Genomic DNA, 18,610 nt, shown 5'->3' with positions numbered 1-18,610 from the left:
TTGTTTCTCCGAAGTCTCAACCGGCGATCATGGAGGCGATCAGGATCTTGACGAGGGCAAACAGGCCCAGGCCACAGAAGAACCAGCCAAGTAGGTAGGTGATGATCATTCCGGCGAAGTCGAAGCCGTGCGGGACGTAGTCTTCGAACACCTTCCTGATATTGGAGCGCCAGTGATAGGTCGTGGAAACCACGAACAGGCCCATGATGACGAAGTTGAACGGCCGGGTCAGGCCTTCGACGACGGTTTCGTAGGGCGCGCCAACCAACGGGGCAACGCAGAAGAGGAACAGGACGACCACGGTGGCCATCGCGTAAGAGCTGTAGGTGACTTCCAGCTGGTGCTCGGCGCCTTTGGCCAGCGAGCCTTTACCGATGGCACGCTTGCGTTCGGTCTGGAAGGAGGGGCGGTCGGATGTAGACATTTGCAGCCTCCGGATTAGACGATGAGCAGGATGACGGACGTCACGACGGTGCCGAGCACGGAGCCGATGACGATGAGCCAGCCAAGTTTTTCAGCGGTTTCCAGTTCGAGACCGATAGCCTCGTCCCAGATGAGATGCCGGATACCACCGAGCATGTGATACCATAGCGCCCAGATCACGCCGAACCAGACGATATAGGCGAGCCACCAGCCAAACAGCCATTTGCTGTGGGCGGCGTATACTTCGGGACCACCAGCGGCGGCGAGCAACCACCAAAGAACGAGAAGCATACCGACGGTCGAGCCGTTGCCAGTGATCCGGATAAGGATCGAGCTGATCATCAGGATATGCGGACGATAAATCTGGAGGTGGGGCGACCGAGGCCGATTTCCCCGGTTCACATCTGCTGTCATCTACCTAGCTCCTTTGCTTGGCGCGGGGAGGGGCCCGCATTTGCCCCTTTCCTAATACATCTTGTCGGGGTGTCACGCGAATGCGCTGTTCCGGCGGCGCGGTTAATTGGCGCAACGAGGGCCGAATTCCGGCATTTTTAGATACATATTCGAATGTTTCACAGTGTTAACGGCCGGACGGCGCGAGTCGGGAAACGGCTCCAGATCAGCCCTTGCGGGGGGCCTCCTCAATGGTGTCGGAGACCGACGTGGCCCGTTCCAGGAAGGCCTCGAAGGCCTTCAGGGTAACGTCCGAGACGTGGTGCTCCATGCCCTCGGCATCGAGTTCCGCCGTCTCCGCCGGAACGCCGATCGCAACAAGAAGATCGACCACGGTGCGGTGCCGGGCGCGCACCAGTTCGGCCATGGCCGCGCCCTCGTCGGTCAGGAAGACACCGCGATAGGGCCGGGAAATCGCCAGCCCTTCACGTTTGAGCCGACTCACTGCTTTGGTGGCGGTCGGGTGGGTGACGCCCATGCGTTGGGCGATGTCGGTGATCCGCGCTTCCCCGAATTCGCCGATGAGATCCCCGATCATCTCGACGTAATCTTCCAGAATCGCCATGGATTGCGCCGCGCGCGCCTGGTTGAAGCGCTCTGGCTCTACAATAGCCTCGCTTTCCTCCGGACGGTCCTGTTGCATGCATCTTCTCCCCGGCGTTCTGCCCGACCCTAGCGTATCCGGCCCGGCGAGCAAAACCCGCGCGGCGATTCGGCAGAGCAGTCATGCATTTAAAGCCTGTTGACAGAAGTGTTGCCAAGGCTTCACTTGCGGTGAACGCGTACGAGTGCGAGGCAGTTGCAAGATGACCGGGCGGGTTACCGTACGAACGCAGGCCGCGATGGCGCAGGTTCTGGCTGGAAAACGGCGTGGACCACGGGCGACGCTTCTGTTCTTCGGCCCGGCGGTGATCGCCTCGGTCGCCTATATGGACCCGGGCAATTACGCGACGAATATCCAGGCCGGCGCCGGCTATGGCTACACGCTGCTCTGGGTCGTGCTCTGCGCCAACCTGATCGCGATGCTGTTCCAGGCGCTCTCGGCGCGGCTTGGCATCGTCACCGGAAAGAATCTCGCCGAGCTTTGCCGCGACCATTTTCCCCGCCGAACGGTCTGGGTCATGTGGGCGGTGAGCGAAGTCGCCGCCATGGCGACAGATCTTGCCGAATTTCTCGGCGGTGCGATCGGGCTGGCGCTGCTCTTTCAGATGCCGCTGATGGCGGGGATGACGGTGACGGCGATCGTCACCTACGGCATCCTGCTCTTCGAGGGGCGCGGTTTCCGGCCGATGGAGCTGATCATCGGGGCCTTCGTTGCCGTCATCGGCCTTTGTTACCTGATCGAGCTGGTTATCGCACCGATTGCCTGGGGCGATGCCGCCACCGGGCTCGTGACGCCGCAGATGCCCGATTCGACCGCTTTGCTCATCTCTGTCGGCATCATCGGCGCCACGGTCATGCCGCATGCGATTTACCTCCACTCCGGGCTGACGCAGGGGCGCACGCCGATTCGCAGCGACGCGGATCGCCGCACGATCCTGCGTTTCTCCAACCGGGAGGTGATCATCGCGCTGGCGCTGGCGGGGATGATCAACATGGCGATGGTGATGATGGCCTCGAGCGCCTTTCACCTTGGCCATAGCGAGGTGGCCGAGATCGAGACCGCCTATCACATGCTGACGCCGCTCCTCGGCGGTGCCGCCTCGGCGGTGTTCCTCGTCTCGCTGATCGCCTCGGGCATTTCGAGCTCGGTCGTTGGAACGATGGCGGGGCAGATGATCATGCAGGGCTTCCTGCACATTCGAATCCCGATCTGGCTCCGCCGGCTCGTCACCATGGCTCCGGCCTTCGCCGTGGTCGCGCTCGGCGTCAACGCCACCGAGGCGCTGGTCATGAGCCAGGTGATCCTGAGCATTGCGCTGCCGGTGCCGATGGTGGCGCTCATCATCTTTGTCGGTCGCAAAGACATCATGGGCGATTTTCGCATCGGCCCGTTGACCCGCGTGGGCGGCATCATCGGCGCCGCAGTGGTTCTGACACTGAATTTCGTTCTGCTGGCGCAGGTCTTCGGCGTGCCGATCCCCGGCCTTGCGGCCGGGTGAGGTCTCAGAGCGGCATCAGCGCCCAGTAATCCAGATCGAGCAGAACCTCGGGGAGGTATTTCCCGTCCTCACCTTTCAGGCGGAACGGATCGCCACCCTTGGTCGCCACCAGGCGGAGGCGCACCGCGCCGACGCCGGGCGCCGAGGTTTCGGCCTTGTCGAGCACTTCCGACCAGGCCTTGACCGTGTCGCCGGAGAAGCAGGGGTTGGCATGCGCCCCGCCATTCAGGCCGACGATCATCTGCGCATTGGCCAGCCCGTTGAAGCTCAGCGCGCGCGCCATGGAGATGACGTGGCCGCCATAGATCAGCCGCTGCCCGTCCGGGCGGAAGGTGGCGTCGAAATGGACCTTGGCCGTGTTCTGCCAGAGCCGCGTCGCCATCATGTGCTCGGCTTCCTCGATGGTCACGCCGTCCACATGGTCGATCTGCTCGCCGATCTCGTAATCGCCCCAGCGATGCGGCTCGCCGGCGAGCGTGAAATCGTAATTCGAGAAATCCAGCCCCGCGGGAATGATCAGGTCGGCCGGGTCCACCACCTTGGCCAGATCGGGCAGGACGGTTTCCGGCGCGGGCGCGTCGAGATTGCCTTTCCGGACCATCACCCAGCGGACGTAATCCATCACGACTTCATCACGCTGGTTGCGCCCGGTGGTGCGCACATAGACCACGCCGGACTTGCCGTTGGAATTCTGCTTGAGGCCAATCACCTCGCTCTCCGAACGCAGCGTGTCGCCCGGATAGACCGGCTTGCGGAAATACCCCTCGGCATAGCCGAGATTGGCCACCGCATTGAGCGAGATATCCGGGACCGTCTTGCCGAACACCGTGTGGAAGGTGATCATGTCGTCCATTGGCGCGGCGGGCAGACCGCTTGAGCGCGCGAATTCATCCGAGGAGGCCAGCGCGAAACGCGACGGGTAGAGCGCGTGATAGAGCGCCCGCTCGCCACCCGAAACGGTGCGCGGCACGGCGTGGGCGATCACCTCGCCCAGCCTGTAATCCTCAAAGAAACGGCCCGGATTGGTCTTGGCCATGCGTCAGTGCTCCCCCAGTTTGATCTCCGGGCTGTAGGTCCCTGTCACCTCTTTCACCACCGCCTGGCCGCAGCGCATCACGCCGCGGCTCGCGTCGAAGGCATAGGTGGGGTCCCCGTGCAGATGCCAGCCCTTGTTGAGCGCCTCCGTCACCTTGTGACAGAAGGCCGATGTGTCGTCTTCGGACAAGAAACGATAGAGTTTCATTGGTTTACCCTCCAAAGACCGGGTAGCCGAGCCACCCGTGAATGAAGCCGATCACCAGCAGCAGAACGACCGAAGCAGCCAGGAACATGCCGTCCTTGGCGATGCTGCCCGGCTCCGGTGCGGTCCACTCAGGCTCGGCGCGGTTGATGATGCCCGGCGTGACGAGCGACCACGCGAGCAGCCCACCAAACAGGATGATCGCGGCAAGGTCGCCATTGACCAGCAGATGCGCGATGGCCCAGAGGCTGAAACCCATCAGCATCGGGTGGCGCATGCCGCTGAGCAATTTGCCCTTCTTGGGCGCGGGCGACATCATGTAGATCGCGACCAGCACGATCAGGTTGTTGAGATGGCGCAGGAAGCTCGGCGGGGACCAGATCTCGACAAAAGGCGCGGCGCGGTAGCCGACGACCATCAGCACGATCGCGGCGACAAGCCCGGCCGTGACCATGCCCTTGGCCTTGCTGTCTTCCATCATGGCGCGCTTCTCCGGCGCGACACGTTTGAACAGATGGGCGCCCCACCAAAGTGCAACGCCGAGGATGAGAATGATCCAGCTCATGAAATACTCCTAGCCGAGGGCTTCAATGGCCTCCGCCTTTGCCAGCGTGGCCTTCGCTGTGACTATATGGAGATTCTCGACGATCTTTCCATCAACAACGGCCACGCCCTGACCTTCGGCCTCGGCGGCCTCGAAGGCGGCGATCTGGCGGCGGGCCAGTTCGATCTCGGCTTCCGACGGCGCGAAGGCGGCGTTGGTGACAGCAACCTGCGCGGGATGGATCAGCGTTTTGCCGTCCATGCCGAGGTCCCGACCCTGCTCGCATTCGGCCTTGAGGCCCTCTTCGTCCTTGAAAGCATTATAGACACCGTCCACGCAGATGATGCCTTCCGCACGGGCGGCCATCAGGCAGGTCTGCAACGCGCTCTGCATCGGCAGGCGGTCGGCGCGGAAGCGACAGTTCAGCTCCTTGGCAAGGTCATTGGTGCCCATCACGAAGCCCGCCATCCGCGGCGCGCCGGCAATGGCCAGCGCATTCAGAATGCCGCGGGACGTTTCCATCATCGCCCAGATTTGCGTGTCGGCACAGGCCGGGTGCGCGTCGAGCTTCGCGGCCACGGCCGCGACCTGTTCCGCGCTTTCAACCTTGGGCAGCAGCACGGCCTGCGGACCGATCTCCATGATCGTGGCGAGATCCTCGGCGCCCCATTCGGTGTCCATTCCGTTCAGGCGGACGATCTGGGCGCGCTGGCCATAGCCGCCGGCGGCGAGTGTATCGGCCAGAAGCTTGCGCGCATTGACTTTCTCGTCCACGGCCACGGCGTCCTCGAGGTCGAAGATGATAGCATCCACGGGCAGGCCCTTGGCCTTGTCCAGCGCACGTTCCTTCGAACCGGGAATATAGAGAACAGAACGATAGGGGCGGGCGGCGGTGTCCATGACTCTCTCCTGCTGTTTTGCTGCAGAGCAGAAAACATACCTGAACCGGCTGCGCAAGATATGAAATGCCGCAATGCCGAATTGCGCAAGAAATTTGCGTCACGGCTGGAGGTGACGGCCGGCCCGCGGGCGTAAAGACATTCTTAACCACTCTATTAATAGAGAGTTACCGGAATGCGAGGCGGGCCGCGGTGGGGCGCAGGTCTGGAGAATGCCATGTTGAAATCGAGACGCGAACGGCCGCAGTTGCGCTGGTTTGTCCTCTCAGCCGCGTGCTTCCTGTTTTCGGCCGGAGCCGCCTATCGCTATATACCTTCGCTCGGTGAAACTGTCTGCTCGCCTCGTGACCGGGTCGTCTCGGGGCTCGATCGGCTCTTTGGCGAGATCCCGCGCGCGCGCGCCGTTTCCGGCGATGACAGCGTGGTGGAATTCTTCAGCTCGCGCGAGAATGGCACCTGGACGTTGCTGCGGAGCCTGCCGGACGGGCGGGCCTGCGTCGTTGCGACCGGAAACGGGGATTGGGACTCCAAAGGGGCGGAGCTGCGCGAAACGTCCTACGAAATCTGATCGCTCAGGTGAGCGCGTCCCAGATCAGCTTGCAGCCTGCAAAGACCAGCAGAACATAGGTTATGGCAAAGAAGCCGCGTTCCGGAACGACGTGATGCGCTTTCACCCCGAGCAGCGCCCCGATCACGGCAAAGGGCGCGAGCCACAGATCCAGCACGAGCGTTTCCGTGCTGAACAGACCGATCATGGCATAGGGGATCGCCTTGGCGATGTTCACGAACCAGAAAACGACGACCGAGGTCGCCTGATAGGCGCCCTTGCTCAACCCCTGGGCGAGCAAGAAGATGGCGGCAGGCGGGCCGCCGGCATGACTGACAAAGCTGGTGAAGCCCACGACCGCACCGGTTCCCAGGCCCGTGGACCAGCGGAAAGCCAGATGCGGTATCTTCAGCCAGTTGAGGCTTCGGGCCAGTTGATAGGCGACGAAGAGGAGCGCAATCACCCCAATCAGTATGCGCAGCATATCGGCATCGGCTTGTTGAAAGAACCACACGCCAAGCGCCACGCCGGGCAGCGCGCCCAGCATGAGCGCCAGCACCGAGGGCCTGTGCCAGCCGCCCCAGAAGAAGCGCAGGCTGACGAAATCCATTAGCATCAGCAGAGGCAGTAGCAGGCCGATCGCCATGGCCGGATCGATCACGAGCGCCAGAAGCGGGGCGGCCGCAAAGGCCGCGCCCGAGCCGAATCCCCCCTTGGAAATCCCGGCGAACAGGACGGCGGGAATGGCAAAAACCATGATCGCGAGATCCGGGAACATGCGCGTCGCTCCGTTTTGTCCTTTGCTTCGGGCCGTTTCGCCACGTGCAGCCTTGTGCCGCGCTGCCTCTAGCTTGCATGGGCGCGGGCAAATGGCTAGGCACGGCGCCGAAGTCAACCAAATTCAGGGAAACCCACACCATGGCCAGACCCAAGATTGCCCTCATCGGCGCAGGTCAGATCGGCGGCACGCTCGCCCACCTCGCTGCGATGAAGGAACTCGGCGACGTCGTGCTCTTCGACATCGCCGAAGGGACTCCGGAAGGCAAGGCGCTCGACATCGCCGAGTCCGGCCCCTCCGAAGGCTTCGATGCCGCGCTCAAGGGCACCCAGGACTACGCCGATATCGCCGGTGCCGATGTCTGCATCGTCACTGCCGGCGTGCCGCGCAAGCCGGGCATGTCCCGCGATGACCTGCTGGGCATCAACCTCAAGGTTATGAAGTCCGTCGGCGAAGGCATCCGCGACAACTGCCCCGACGCGTTCGTCATCTGCATCACCAACCCGCTCGACGCGATGGTCTGGGCGCTGCAGCAATTCTCGGGCCTGCCGACCAACAAGGTCTGCGGCATGGCCGGTGTGCTCGATAGCGCCCGTTTCCGTCACTTCCTGTCGGTCGAGTTCAACGTCTCGATGAAGGACGTCACCGCCTTCGTTCTGGGCGGCCACGGCGACACGATGGTTCCGTCGGTGCGTTACTCCACCGTTGGCGGCATCCCGCTGCCGGATCTGGTCGAAATGGGCTGGACCACGCAGGAGAAGCTGGACGCCATCGTGCAGCGCACCCGTGACGGTGGCGCCGAAATCGTTGGCCTGCTGAAGACCGGCTCCGCCTACTACGCGCCGGCGACCTCCGCCATCGAGATGGCCGAAGCCTATCTCAAGGACCAGAAGCGCCTGCTGCCCTGCGCCGCCTATTGCGATGGCGAGCTGGGCCTGAAGGACACCTATGTCGGCGTGCCGACCATCATCGGCGCCGGTGGCGTGGAGAAGGTCGTGGACATCAAGCTCTCCAAGGAAGAGCAGGCGATGTTCGACAGCTCCGTTGCCGCGGTGAAGGGCCTTGTCGAGGCTTGCAAGGGCATCGAGCCGTCGCTGGCTTGACGACCACTTTCCACCTCGTGATGATCTTTGGCGCAGTCCCCCTCGGGGCTGCGCCTTTTTCGTGGGGGATACGATGACACGCCTTGTCTCATGTGCCGCCATTGCGGCCGCTTTTGTTCTTTCCGACGTCTCTTCGGTATTTGCTCAGGATCCTGCCTCGCTCAGCGATCGGATCGACGCATTGCGGGCCGCGCCTGCGCCCAATTATTTCGAACTGGGAATGATGCTTGGGCTGCGCTCGGTGGAAAAACTCGGGCAAGCGCAGCAGGCCTATGGCTGGAACCCCGTGGCGCCCTTTTCGGGCGCATTCGCAGCGGCCCAACGTGAAACGCCCTTGCCGACGAAGCCTGAAACAGTCCGCGAGTTGAGTGCTGCCTTGCTGGCGGATCTGGAGGAGGTCCGTGCGACACTGGAGCAGGTCGATGGCGAGCCCGACCCCTTCGTGGTCGATCTGCGGGAACTCTGGTTCGATCTCAATGGCAATGGTACGCGCGACGGGCGCGAAGAGGCCGAGATGGTTTTGGGGCAGATCGTGCAGGGATGGCGTTTCCAACCGCCTGATGTGCCGTCACAAGAGCCACTTGAGGTTCGATTTGACGCGGCGGACCTATATTGGCTCACGGCTTACACGCATGCGCTCTCGGGTATGGCGAACATAGTTCTGGCTTTCGATCCCGAACCGGTCCTGTCGCGGCTGGAAGCGGGCGAGGCGCTGGTAGCGGAGGCTCCGACGAAAGCCTATGACTTCGATTTCGATGCGTTGGAAAAGGAACTTTCGGTGCTCGTTTCCCAAGCGAAGGCCTCCAAGGAACGACTGGTTTCCCTGGACAGGGAATGGAGAGGCGTGCGCGTGCAGTTGAATGGGGTCGACAAGCAGATCGCTGCGGCGTCCGATGTTGAACGACCGGTGCTAGAGGCTGAGCAAGCGCAACTACGAAAGAGACTCCAAGAGGCCCAAGCCTTGGTCAACGAGGCTCGACAAGAGGAACTCGCGCTGAGGGACGAGATCGACGCTATCGAGGCGAAGTTTCCTCCAACAGCGGGCAGCAAACCCTCGGCGAACGCCATGTTGGCCGCTCGAACGCGCGAAACCTACAAGCCGATTGTTACAGCGCTGTATCTCCTGCTCGAAACCCTCGACCAGAAGCCGGATGCCGAGCGTCTTCAGGCCGCGCGCGAACATCTTCTGGAAGTTATTGCGTTCAACCGGCTCTACTGGCCAGCCATCGCCGCCGAGACGGATAATGACCGGGAGTGGATTCCGAATGCGAACCAGACGGGACCGCTCGGGATCGTACTCGAGCCGCGTGCCGGTGAAAGCTGGCTCAAGGTGCTCGACGATGCGGAAGCGGTTCTTCAGGGTCGTTTGCTGATCCCGCACCCGTTGCTGCCGGATGGCATGGGGATCGATCTCGACGCGTACCTCGCCGATCCAGTGCCGCTAGACCTCACTGGCTGGATCCAAGGGATTTCGGCCTATCCATATGCCGCTCGGGGACCTTGGGTAACCGACAGCTATTGGAGAGCGTTCGGGAATATGGTTCAGGGCCGGGCCGGCCTCCATGCGGTATATTTCAACTAGCTCCCGTCGAGTTTCGCGTAGCAGCGAATCGCTTTGATCCATGTTTGTGATCACACTTTTTGCAGGTGTGATCACAAAAGTAAGATTTTGCGCTAACAGACCCGCGATTTGGCAAAAAACGTTTTGACGGCACACCGCAGTATGCCAATCAGGCAAAAATCGCAGCTAGACGGGACATTTTCATGAACATCCATGAATACCAAGCGAAGGCTCTGCTTCGCGACTTCGGCGCCCCGGTCAGTGATGGCCGTATCGTTTACAAGGCAGAGGAGGCCAAGACGGCCGCCGGCGAAATGGACGGGCCGCTCTGGGTCGTCAAGGCCCAGATCCACGCGGGTGGCCGCGGCAAGGGCCATTTCAAGGAGCCGGAAGCTGGCGAGAAGGGCGGCGTACGGATTGCAAAGTCGGTCGAAGAGGCTGCCGAGGAAGCCAGGAAGATGCTTGGCCGTACGCTCGTGACCGAACAGACCGGCCCGGCGGGCAAGGAGGTCCACCGCGTCTACATCGAGGATGGCTCCAACATTCAGCGTGAGCTTTACCTCGCGCTGCTGATCGACCGCCAGACCTCGCGCATCTCCTTCGTCTGCTCGACCGAGGGCGGGATGAATATCGAAGAGGTGGCTGCCGAGACCCCGGAAAAGATCCTGTCCTTCTCCGTCGATCCGGCCACCGGTTATCACGGCTACCATGGCCGCCGCATCGCCTTCATGCTCGGCCTCAAGGGGCCGCAGGTCAAGCAATGCGTTGCCCTGATGAAGACGCTCTACCGGATGTTCGTCCAGAAGGACATGGACATGCTGGAGATCAACCCGCTGATCATTTCCGACACGGGCGACCTCAAGTGCCTCGATGCCAAGATGGGCTTCGACGGCAACGCGCTCTACCGCCACCCGGATGTTGCCGCTCTGCGCGACGAGACCGAAGAGGACCCGAAGGAGCTGGAAGCCAGCAAGTTCGACCTCAACTACATCGCGCTCGACGGTGACATCGGCTGCATGGTGAACGGCGCGGGCCTGGCCATGGCGACGATGGACATCATCAAGCTCTACGGTGCGGAGCCTGCGAATTTCCTCGACGTGGGCGGCGGCGCGACCAAGGAAAAGGTCACCGAAGCCTTCAAGATCATCACCTCGGACCCGAACGTGAAGGGGATCCTAGTGAACATCTTTGGCGGCATCATGCGTTGCGACGTGATCGCCGAGGGCGTGATCGCCGCGGTGAAGGAAGTGGGCCTGCAGGTTCCGCTGGTCGTGCGCCTCGAAGGTACGAATGTTGAAAAGGGCAAGGAAATCATTGCCACCAGCGGTCTGAACGTGATCGCGGCGGACGATCTCGCCGATGGCGCCCAGAAAATCGTCGCAGCGGTGAAAGGATAAGAAGAATGGCTGTTCTCGTTGATGAAAACACCAAGGTGATCTGCCAGGGCTTCACCGGCTCGCAGGGCACCTTCCACTCCGAACAGGCGATTGCGTATGGCACCAAGATGGTCGGCGGCGTTACGCCGGGCAAGGGTGGCCTGGAGCATCTTGGCCTGCCGGTCTTCGATTCCGTGCACGAAGCCAAGGCCATGACCGAGGCCAATGCGACCGTGATCTACGTGCCGCCCCCCTTCGCGGCGGACTCGATCCTCGAGGCCATCGACGCCGAGATGGAGCTGATCGTCTGCATCACCGAAGGCATCCCGGTCATGGACATGATGACGGTCAAGCGCGCGCTGCAGGGCAGTCAGTCTCGCCTGATCGGCCCGAACTGCCCCGGTGTCATCACGCCGGACGCCTGCAAGATCGGCATCATGCCCGGTCACATTCACAAGCGCGGCTCGGTGGGCGTCGTCTCCCGCTCCGGCACGCTGACCTACGAGGCCGTGAAGCAGACCTCCGATAGCGGCCTTGGCCAGTCCACCGCGGTGGGCATCGGCGGCGACCCGATCAAGGGCACCGAGCATATCGACGTGCTGGAGATGTTCCTGGCCGATGACGAGACCACGTCGATCATCATGATCGGCGAGATCGGTGGCTCTGCCGAAGAGGAAGCCGCGCAGTTCCTGGCCGACGAGAAGAAGCGCGGCCGCTGGAAGCCTACCGCCGGTTTCATCGCCGGGCGTACGGCGCCTCCGGGCCGCCGCATGGGCCATGCCGGTGCGATCGTCGCCGGTGGCAAGGGTGGAGCCGAGGACAAGATCGAAGCCATGCTCTCCGCGGGCATCACCGTCGCCGAAAGCCCCGCTCACCTGGGCGAGGCGGTTCTGAAGGCCATCGGGTAACCGATGCTCCAGGGAGGAGCTGACTATGGGTATCATTGAAGCAACCAGAAGCTGCTTCTCCCGGTATGCAACATTCTCGGGCCGTTCCTCGCGGCCCGAGTTCTGGTGGTTCATGCTCTTTTACGGGATTTGCATGGTGATCGCCTCGGTGATCGACATCTCTGCCTTCGGCGAGACGGTCACGACCGTCGATGCCAGCGGCGAGAATGGCACCGCCGCGGGCGTGGCGGTGACCCGCCGACACCATCCGGTACAGAGCCTCGTCTGGCTGGTCTTCTTCCTGCCGGTGCTGGCCGCCAGCTGGCGCCGGATGCAGGATACTGGACGACCCGGCGCCACGATCCTGATTCCGCTCATCATTTCGCTAGCTGCTGGCGTCTTCCTGTTTCTGGGAGTACTTGGCTTCAGCCTTCTTGAAATGGTTGGAATCGATGGACAATTCCTCAGAACACTCGCCGCTTCCCTTGGGATCGCCGGGCTTGCCGTTTCGGTCGCGCTCTACGTGACGATGCGCCTGCTGATCCTGTGGTGGCTGACCCGCCCGAGCCAGAAAGGCCCGAACCAATACGGCCGGCAACCGGCCCATTGAGCAACCGGCCGCCGAGACGCGGCAAGAAAAAGAAACCCAAAGGTGCGACGATGACCGAACACAGCCCGAACGACATTTTCCACGCTTCGAGCTTCCTTCAGGGCCATAACGCGGAATACGTGGAGCAGCTTTACGCGCGCTACTCCAGCGACCCAGCTTCCGTCGACGAAGCCTGGGGCGAGTTCTTCCGCCAGCTTGGCGATGAGGAACAGGACGTGCGGGCCGAGGCGACAGGACCGTCCTGGGCGCGACCGTCCTCTTTCATGGCCGACGAGCTGACCGCGGCGCTGACAGGTGAATGGGCCGAGCCCGAAGTTCGCGACGCTGGCAAGAAGATCAAGACCAAGGCCGCCGAAAAGGGCGTCGCGGTTTCCGATGACCAGATCAAGCGCGCCGTTCTGGATTCCATCCGTGCCCTGATGATCATCCGCGCCTACCGGATCCGGGGCCATCTGGTTGCGGATCTGGACCCGCTGGGCATGCGCGATGCGACACCGCACCCGGAACTGGACCCGGCCTCCTACGGCTTCAAGGACGCCGACATGGACCGGCCGATCTTCATCGACAACGTGCTTGGCCTGCAAGTGGCGACGATGCGCCAGATCCTCGACATCGTGAAGCGCACCTATTGCGGCACCTTCGCGCTGCAATACATGCACATCTCGAACCCGGAGGAAGCTGCCTGGCTCAAGGAGCGGATCGAGGGCTTCGGCAAGGAGATCCAGTTCACCCGCGAGGGCCGCCGCGCGATCCTGAACAAGCTGGTCGAGGCCGAGGGCTTCGAGAAGTTCCTGCATGTCAAATACATGGGCACCAAGCGTTTCGGCCTCGATGGCGGTGAATCGCTGATCCCGGCCATGGAGCAGATCATCAAGCGCGGCGGTGCGCTCGGCGTCACCGACGTTGTGATCGGCATGCCGCACCGCGGCCGCCTTAGCGTGCTGGCCAACGTGATGAGCAAGCCCTATCGCGCCATCTTCAACGAGTTCCAGGGCGGCAGTTTCAAGCCCGAGGACGTGGACGGCTCCGGAGACGTGAAGTACCATCTCGGCGCTTCTTCCGACCGCGAGTTCGACGGTAACTCGGTGCACCTGTCGCTGACCGCGAACCCCTCTCACCTTGAAGCCGTGAACCCGGTTGTGCTGGGCAAGTCGCGCGCCAAGCAGGACCAGAACAACGACCCGCATCGCACCTCGGTGATCCCGATCCTGCTGCATGGCGATGCCGCCTTTGCCGGTCAGGGTGTCGTTGCGGAATGCTTCGCGCTGTCCGGCCTCAAGGGTCATCGCACCGGCGGAACGATCCATATCGTCGTGAACAACCAGATCGGCTTCACCACGGCGCCGCATTTCTCGCGCTCCTCGCCCTATCCGACGGATAACGCGCTGGTGGTGGAAGCCCCGATCTTCCACGTCAACGGCGACGATCCGGAGGCCGTCGTGCACGCCGCCAAGGTCGCGACCGAGTTCCGCCAGAAGTTCCACAAGGATGTCGTGATCGACATCTTCTGCTACCGCCGGTTCGGTCACAACGAGGGCGACGAGCCCATGTTCACCAACCCGGTGATGTACAACAACATCAAGAAGCACAAGACGACGCTGGCCCTCTATACCGAGCGGCTGGTCAAGGACGGTCTGATCCCCGAGGGCGAGATCGAGGACATGAAGGCGTCCTTCCAGGCCAAGCTGAACGACGAGTTCGAGGCTGGCAAGGAATTCAAGCCGAACAAGGCGGACTGGCTGGACGGCCGCTGGTCGCATCTCGACCGCGAGGGCGACAGCTACCAACGCGGCGAAACGGCGATCCCGAACGAGACATTCGACGAGGTCGGCCGTTCGCTCGTGACCGCTCCCGAAGGCTACCCGCTGCACAAGACGATCGGCCGGCTTCTCGAGGCCAAGTCGCAAATGTTCGAAACCGGCAAGGGTTTCGATTGGGCCACCGGCGAGGCGCTGGCCTTCGGATCGCTCCTGACCGAAGGGTATCCGGTACGCCTTGCAGGCCAGGACTCGACGCGCGGCACCTTTTCGCAACGCCATTCCGGCTTTGTGAACCAGCAGACTGAAGAGCGCTACTATCCGCTCAACCATATCCGCGAAGGTCAGGCGCATTACGATGTCATCGACTCGGCGCTGTCGGAATACGCGGTGCTCGGGTTCGAGTACGGCTACTCGCTCGCCGAACCGAACGCGCTCACGCTCTGGGAAGCCCAGTTCGGCGATTTTGCCAACGGCGCGCAGATCATGTTCGATCAGTTCATTTCCTCGGGTGAAAGCAAGTGGCTGCGCATGTCGGGCCTCGTCATGCTGATGCCGCACGGCTTCGAAGGGCAGGGACCGGAGCACTCCTCCGCGCGTCTGGAACGCTGGCTGCAACTGTGCGGTCAGGACAACTGGATCGTGGCAAACTGCTCGACGCCCGCGAACTATTTCCACATCCTGCGCCGCCAGCTGCACCGCTCCTTCCGCAAGCCGCTGGTGCTGATGACGCCGAAATCGCTGCTGCGCCACAAGTTCTGCATCTCCAATCGCGAGGATTTCACCACCGGATCCTCCTTCCACCGGGTCCTCTGGGACGATGCGGAAAAGGGCAATTCCGATACCCAGCTCAAGGCGGACAGCGACATCAAGCGCGTCGTCATGTGCTCGGGCAAGGTCTACTACGACCTGCTGGAGGAGCGCGACGCGCGCGGCATCGACGATATCTACTTGCTGCGCATCGAGCAGTTCTACCCGTTCCCGGCGATCTCGCTGGTCAAGGAACTGGAGCGTTTCAAGGGGGCCGAGATGGTCTGGTGCCAGGAAGAACCCAAGAACCAGGGTGCCTGGACCTTCATCGAGCCGAATATCGAATGGGTCCTGACCCGTATCGGCGCAAGCCACAAGCGCCCGGCCTATGCCGGCCGCGCAGCCTCCGCCTCGCCGGCCACCGGCCTGGCCTCCATGCACAAAGCACAGCAAGCCGCGCTCATCGACGAAGCGCTGACCATCGAAGGGAAGTGAAAAAATGACCATTGAAGTCCGCGTGCCCACCCTGGGCGAAAGCGTCACCGAAGCCACCGTCGCAACCTGGTTCAAGAAACCCGGCGATGCTGTCGCCATCGATGAGATGCTGTGCGAGCTGGAAACAGACAAGGTAACGGTCGAGGTTCCCGCGCCGTCCGCCGGTGTTCTGGGCGAGATCGTCGCTGGCGAAGGCGAAACCGTCGGTGTCGACGCCCTGCTGGCCACGTTGCAGGCCGGCGAAGGTGCCGCCCCCGCGCCCGCCGCAAAAGCTGCCCCCGCCGAGGCCGCTCCGGCCCCGGCTGCTGGCGGCGCCTCGGTCGATGTGATGGTCCCGACCCTTGGCGAGAGCGTCACGGAAGCCACCGTGTCCACCTGGTTCAAGGCCGTGGGCGATACGGTCGCGCAGGACGAGATGCTCTGCGAGCTGGAAACCGACAAGGTCTCCGTCGAGGTTCCGGCCCCGGTCGCAGGTGTTCTGACCGAGATCGCCGCGCCTGAAGGCTCCACTGTCGATGCCACTGCCAAGCTGGCCGTGATCGCCGCCGGTGAAGGCGCCGCCGCAGTCCCTGCGCCCGCCGCCGCGCCCGCTGCAGCCGCCCCGGCGTCTGCCAAGGACGTCGCGGACGCGCCTTCCGCCCGCAAGTTGATGGCCGAAAAGGGCATGGACCCGGCTGCCGTCCAGGGCTCCGGCCGTGATGGTCGCGTGATGAAGGAAGACGTCATCGCCGCGCTCAACAAGCCGGCCGCCAAGCCCGCCGCCCCGGCCGCCCCGCGCGCCCCGGTCCCGGCCGAGGATGCTGCCCGCGAAGAGCGCATCAAGATGACCCGCCTGCGCGCCACCATCGCCCGCCGCCTCAAGGACGCACAGAACAACGCCGCGATCCTGACCACCTATAACGAGGTGGACATGACGGAGACGATGGCCCTGCGCTCGCAATACAAGGACGAGTTCGAGAAGCGCCACGGCGTCCGCCTCGGCTTCATGTCCTTCTTCACCAAGGCCTGCTGCGCCGCGCTGAAGGAAGTGCCCGAGGTCAATGCCGAGATCGACGGCGACGAGATCGTCTACAAGAACTTCGTCCATATGGGCATCGCCGCCGGCACGCCGCAGGGCCTCGTCGTCCCCGTCATCCGCGACGCCGACCAGATGGGCTTTGCCGAGATCGAGGCGGCGATTGCCGAGAAAGGCCGCCGCGCCCGCGACGGTAAGCTCTCCATGGCCGAAATGCAGGGCGGCACCTTCACCATCTCCAACGGTGGCGTCTACGGCTCGCTGATGTCCTCGCCGATCCTCAACCCGCCGCAATCGGGCATCCTCGGCATGCACAAGATCCAGCAGCGCCCGATGGTCATCAACGGAGAAATCGTCGCCCGCCCGATGATGTATCTCGCGCTCAGCTACGATCACCGCATCGTCGACGGCAAGGGTGCCGTGACATTCTTGGTAAAAGTCAAGGAAGCGCTCGAAGACCCGCGCCGCCTGTTGATGGATCTCTGATCGCATCGCGATCGCCCTATCATCTGTTCGAAAACATCCTCGGGGGGGGGGCCGCATGGCACCGGGGGGCAGACAGCCCCCCTCCCACGCCGCCACCGGGCGCGCGACAACCGCAAAGGAACACATCATGGCATCCTATGACGTCATCGTAATCGGCGCCGGCCCTGGCGGCTATGTCTGCGCCATCCGCTGCGCCCAACTGGGCCTCAAAACCGCATGTGTCGAAGGGCGCGAGACGCTGGGGGGCACCTGCCTCAACGTCGGCTGTATCCCGTCCAAGGCGCTGCTACACGCCTCGCATCTCGTCCACGAGGCCGAGCACAATTTCGAGGAAATGGGCATCAAGGCCGGCAAGCCGAAGGTCGAGTTCGACAAGATGCTCGACTACAAGCAGGGCGTGATCGACACGAATACGAAGGGCATCGAGTTCCTGTTCAAGAAGAACAAGATCGATTGGCTCAAGGGCTGGGGCTCGATCCCCGAGGCCGGCAAGGTCAAGGTCGGTGACGAGATCCACGAGGCCAAGCATATCATCATCGCGTCGGGCTCCTCTGCGGCTTCCATTCCCGGCGCCGAGGTCGAGATCGACGAGAAGATCGTCGTCACCTCCACCGGTGCGCTGGAACTGCCGAAGGTCCCGAAGAAGATGGTCGTGGTCGGTGCTGGCGTGATCGGGCTGGAACTTGGCTCCGTCTATAGCCGCCTCGGCTCCGAGGTCACCGTGATCGAGTTCCTCGACGCGATCACCCCGGGCGCCGATGCTGAGGTTGCCCGCGCTTTCCAGAAGATCCTCAAGAAGCAGGGGCTGGACATCATCACCGGCGCCGCCGTTTCCAAGGTCGAGACACTCAAGACCAAGGCCAAGGTTACGTATGCGATGCGCAAGGATGGTGCAGAGCACACGGTCGATGCCGATGTGGTCCTCGTCGCCACGGGCCGTCTGCCCTTCACCGAAGGGCTGGGGCTCGACACGTTGGGCGTCAAGATGTCCAAGCGCGGCCAGATCGAGGTCGATGCGCATTACCAGACCAATATTCCGGGCGTCTACGCCATCGGCGACGTGATCGACGGCCCGATGCTGGCGCACAAGGCCGAGGACGAGGGCGGTGCCGTGGCCGAGATGATCGCCGGGCAGAAGCCGCATATCGACTACAACCTCATTCCCGGCGTGATCTATACCACGCCCGAGGTAGCCTCGGTCGGTGCGACGGAGGAGCAGTTGAAGGAAGCCGGACGGGCCTACAAGGCGGGCAAGTTCAACTTCATGGGCAATGGCCGCGCCAAGGCGATGATGCAGTCCGACGGCTTCGTGAAGATCCTGGCCGACAAGGAAACCGACCGTATCCTCGGCGCCCATATCATCGGCCCGGTCGCTGGCGAGATGATCCACGAGATCTGTGTTGCGATGGAGTTCGGCGCCTCGGCCGAGGATCTCGCCCGTACCTGCCACGCCCACCCGACCACTTCGGAAGCGGTGCGGGAGGCGGCGATGGCGTGCGGCGATGGCCCGATCCACGCGTGATTGGTCTCAGGAGCTAGTGGGCTGTCTGCCTCCCGGCCCCCCCCCTAAAAAGACTCGGAAAG

Annotated in this window: 18 protein-coding genes; 10 read left to right on the top strand and 8 right to left on the bottom strand. The window is 62.9% G+C overall.

Annotation, left to right across the window (positions count from 1 at the left end; all coding sequences use genetic code 11):
• Positions 1–16: 16 nt before the first annotated feature.
• From AX756_RS03240 to mntR, 3 genes are all read right to left on the bottom strand, one after another.
• Complete coding sequence (locus tag AX756_RS03240; RefSeq protein WP_068308605.1) at positions 17–424, bottom strand: succinate dehydrogenase, hydrophobic membrane anchor protein; 408 nt, start codon at positions 422–424, stop codon at positions 17–19.
• Positions 425–438: 14 nt separating this feature from the next.
• Positions 439–837: a succinate dehydrogenase, cytochrome b556 subunit gene (gene sdhC, locus AX756_RS03235; RefSeq protein ID WP_068308603.1), complete on the bottom strand. Its 399-nt coding sequence runs from the start codon at positions 835–837 to the stop codon at positions 439–441.
• 205 nt (positions 838–1,042) lie between these two features.
• Positions 1,043–1,519 carry a manganese-binding transcriptional regulator MntR gene (gene mntR, locus AX756_RS03230; protein WP_068308602.1) on the bottom strand — a complete coding sequence of 159 codons (477 nt, stop codon included), beginning with the start codon at positions 1,517–1,519 and terminating at the stop codon, positions 1,043–1,045.
• Positions 1,520–1,682: 163 nt separating this feature from the next.
• Here mntR and AX756_RS03225 point away from each other — a divergent pair, with 163 nt between their 5' ends.
• Complete coding sequence (locus tag AX756_RS03225) at positions 1,683–2,978, top strand: Nramp family divalent metal transporter (protein WP_068308600.1); 1,296 nt, start codon at positions 1,683–1,685, stop codon at positions 2,976–2,978.
• A 4-nt stretch (positions 2,979–2,982) separates the two neighbouring features.
• Here AX756_RS03225 and AX756_RS03220 read toward each other — a convergent pair whose 3' ends face one another.
• Genes AX756_RS03220 through AX756_RS03205 form a run of 4 tightly spaced genes read right to left on the bottom strand, consistent with a single transcriptional unit; the run spans position 2,983 to position 5,662 of the window.
• Positions 2,983–4,014, bottom strand: coding sequence for a MaoC family dehydratase (locus tag AX756_RS03220; RefSeq protein WP_068308598.1), 1,032 nt, complete (start codon positions 4,012–4,014; stop codon positions 2,983–2,985).
• A gap of 3 nt (positions 4,015–4,017) precedes the next feature.
• Positions 4,018–4,221, bottom strand: a complete 204-nt coding sequence (locus AX756_RS03215; RefSeq protein ID WP_068308596.1) for a DUF1737 domain-containing protein — start codon at positions 4,219–4,221, stop codon at positions 4,018–4,020.
• Positions 4,222–4,225: 4 nt separating this feature from the next.
• Positions 4,226–4,783, bottom strand: a complete 558-nt coding sequence (locus tag AX756_RS03210; RefSeq protein WP_068308594.1) for an NnrU family protein — start codon at positions 4,781–4,783, stop codon at positions 4,226–4,228.
• Positions 4,784–4,792: 9 nt separating this feature from the next.
• On the bottom strand, positions 4,793–5,662 hold the full coding sequence (locus AX756_RS03205; RefSeq protein WP_068308592.1) for an HpcH/HpaI aldolase/citrate lyase family protein: 870 nt from the start codon (positions 5,660–5,662) through the stop codon (positions 4,793–4,795).
• 216 nt (positions 5,663–5,878) lie between these two features.
• On the opposite strand from AX756_RS03205, the gene AX756_RS03200 reads away from it, so the two are divergent.
• The gene (locus tag AX756_RS03200; RefSeq protein ID WP_068308588.1) at positions 5,879–6,229 is read left to right on the top strand and encodes a hypothetical protein; all 351 of its coding nucleotides are present in this window, start codon (positions 5,879–5,881) and stop codon (positions 6,227–6,229) included.
• Positions 6,230–6,233: 4 nt separating this feature from the next.
• On the opposite strand, the gene AX756_RS03195 is transcribed toward AX756_RS03200, so the two are convergent.
• The gene (locus AX756_RS03195; RefSeq protein ID WP_068308584.1) at positions 6,234–6,986 is read right to left on the bottom strand and encodes a sulfite exporter TauE/SafE family protein; all 753 of its coding nucleotides are present in this window, start codon (positions 6,984–6,986) and stop codon (positions 6,234–6,236) included.
• A 140-nt stretch (positions 6,987–7,126) separates the two neighbouring features.
• On the opposite strand from AX756_RS03195, the gene mdh reads away from it, so the two are divergent.
• The 8 genes from mdh (at position 7,127) to lpdA (ending at position 18,548) form a co-directional block, all read left to right on the top strand.
• The gene (mdh, locus tag AX756_RS03190) at positions 7,127–8,089 is read left to right on the top strand and encodes a malate dehydrogenase (RefSeq protein WP_068308582.1); all 963 of its coding nucleotides are present in this window, start codon (positions 7,127–7,129) and stop codon (positions 8,087–8,089) included.
• 73 nt (positions 8,090–8,162) lie between these two features.
• Positions 8,163–9,671 carry a coiled-coil domain-containing protein gene (locus AX756_RS03185; protein ID WP_068308580.1) on the top strand — a complete coding sequence of 503 codons (1,509 nt, stop codon included), beginning with the start codon at positions 8,163–8,165 and terminating at the stop codon, positions 9,669–9,671.
• A 182-nt stretch (positions 9,672–9,853) separates the two neighbouring features.
• A complete protein-coding gene (gene sucC, locus AX756_RS03180) occupies positions 9,854–11,047 on the top strand; it encodes an ADP-forming succinate--CoA ligase subunit beta (protein ID WP_068308578.1) in 1,194 nt (397 codons plus the stop codon).
• Positions 11,048–11,052: 5 nt separating this feature from the next.
• Positions 11,053–11,934 (top strand): succinate--CoA ligase subunit alpha, encoded by an 882-nt coding sequence (gene sucD / locus AX756_RS03175; RefSeq protein ID WP_068308577.1) that lies wholly within the window; start codon positions 11,053–11,055, stop codon positions 11,932–11,934.
• A gap of 25 nt (positions 11,935–11,959) precedes the next feature.
• Complete coding sequence (locus tag AX756_RS03170; protein WP_068308575.1) at positions 11,960–12,523, top strand: DUF805 domain-containing protein; 564 nt, start codon at positions 11,960–11,962, stop codon at positions 12,521–12,523.
• Between the two features lie 50 nt (positions 12,524–12,573).
• Positions 12,574–15,525 (top strand): 2-oxoglutarate dehydrogenase E1 component, encoded by a 2,952-nt coding sequence (locus AX756_RS03165; RefSeq protein WP_068308573.1) that lies wholly within the window; start codon positions 12,574–12,576, stop codon positions 15,523–15,525.
• Positions 15,526–15,529: 4 nt separating this feature from the next.
• Positions 15,530–17,026 carry a 2-oxoglutarate dehydrogenase complex dihydrolipoyllysine-residue succinyltransferase gene (odhB, locus tag AX756_RS03160; protein ID WP_068308571.1) on the top strand — a complete coding sequence of 499 codons (1,497 nt, stop codon included), beginning with the start codon at positions 15,530–15,532 and terminating at the stop codon, positions 17,024–17,026.
• Between the two features lie 127 nt (positions 17,027–17,153).
• Complete coding sequence (gene lpdA, locus AX756_RS03155; RefSeq protein ID WP_068308566.1) at positions 17,154–18,548, top strand: dihydrolipoyl dehydrogenase; 1,395 nt, start codon at positions 17,154–17,156, stop codon at positions 18,546–18,548.
• Positions 18,549–18,610: the final 62 nt, after the last annotated feature.

Source organism: Aliiruegeria sabulilitoris (genome assembly GCF_001558155.1).
In the GTDB taxonomy this organism is placed as follows: domain Bacteria; phylum Pseudomonadota; class Alphaproteobacteria; order Rhodobacterales; family Rhodobacteraceae; genus Tropicimonas; species Tropicimonas sabulilitoris.
This window is presented reverse-complemented; position numbering and strand designations above follow the sequence as displayed.

What these genes read in the sequence shown, in the direction of transcription:
- AX756_RS03195 (WP_068308584.1), bottom strand. Translation starts at nt 6,986, where the DNA reads ATGTTCCCGGATCTCGCGATCATGGTTTTTGCCATTCCCGCCGTCCTG.
- AX756_RS03170 (WP_068308575.1), top strand. Translation starts at nt 11,960, where the DNA reads ATGGGTATCATTGAAGCAACCAGAAGCTGCTTCTCCCGGTATGCAACA.
- sucC (WP_068308578.1), top strand. Translation starts at nt 9,854, where the DNA reads ATGAACATCCATGAATACCAAGCGAAGGCTCTGCTTCGCGACTTCGGC.
- AX756_RS03210 (WP_068308594.1), bottom strand. Translation starts at nt 4,783, where the DNA reads ATGAGCTGGATCATTCTCATCCTCGGCGTTGCACTTTGGTGGGGCGCC.
- mntR (WP_068308602.1), bottom strand. Translation starts at nt 1,519, where the DNA reads ATGCAACAGGACCGTCCGGAGGAAAGCGAGGCTATTGTAGAGCCAGAG.
- mdh (WP_068308582.1), top strand. Translation starts at nt 7,127, where the DNA reads ATGGCCAGACCCAAGATTGCCCTCATCGGCGCAGGTCAGATCGGCGGC.
- AX756_RS03165 (WP_068308573.1), top strand. Translation starts at nt 12,574, where the DNA reads ATGACCGAACACAGCCCGAACGACATTTTCCACGCTTCGAGCTTCCTT.
- sdhC (WP_068308603.1), bottom strand. Translation starts at nt 837, where the DNA reads ATGACAGCAGATGTGAACCGGGGAAATCGGCCTCGGTCGCCCCACCTC.
- AX756_RS03220 (WP_068308598.1), bottom strand. Translation starts at nt 4,014, where the DNA reads ATGGCCAAGACCAATCCGGGCCGTTTCTTTGAGGATTACAGGCTGGGC.
- AX756_RS03225 (WP_068308600.1), top strand. Translation starts at nt 1,683, where the DNA reads ATGACCGGGCGGGTTACCGTACGAACGCAGGCCGCGATGGCGCAGGTT.
- odhB (WP_068308571.1), top strand. Translation starts at nt 15,530, where the DNA reads ATGACCATTGAAGTCCGCGTGCCCACCCTGGGCGAAAGCGTCACCGAA.
- sucD (WP_068308577.1), top strand. Translation starts at nt 11,053, where the DNA reads ATGGCTGTTCTCGTTGATGAAAACACCAAGGTGATCTGCCAGGGCTTC.
- AX756_RS03200 (WP_068308588.1), top strand. Translation starts at nt 5,879, where the DNA reads ATGTTGAAATCGAGACGCGAACGGCCGCAGTTGCGCTGGTTTGTCCTC.
- lpdA (WP_068308566.1), top strand. Translation starts at nt 17,154, where the DNA reads ATGGCATCCTATGACGTCATCGTAATCGGCGCCGGCCCTGGCGGCTAT.
- AX756_RS03240 (WP_068308605.1), bottom strand. Translation starts at nt 424, where the DNA reads ATGTCTACATCCGACCGCCCCTCCTTCCAGACCGAACGCAAGCGTGCC.
- AX756_RS03185 (WP_068308580.1), top strand. Translation starts at nt 8,163, where the DNA reads ATGACACGCCTTGTCTCATGTGCCGCCATTGCGGCCGCTTTTGTTCTT.
- AX756_RS03205 (WP_068308592.1), bottom strand. Translation starts at nt 5,662, where the DNA reads ATGGACACCGCCGCCCGCCCCTATCGTTCTGTTCTCTATATTCCCGGT.
- AX756_RS03215 (WP_068308596.1), bottom strand. Translation starts at nt 4,221, where the DNA reads ATGAAACTCTATCGTTTCTTGTCCGAAGACGACACATCGGCCTTCTGT.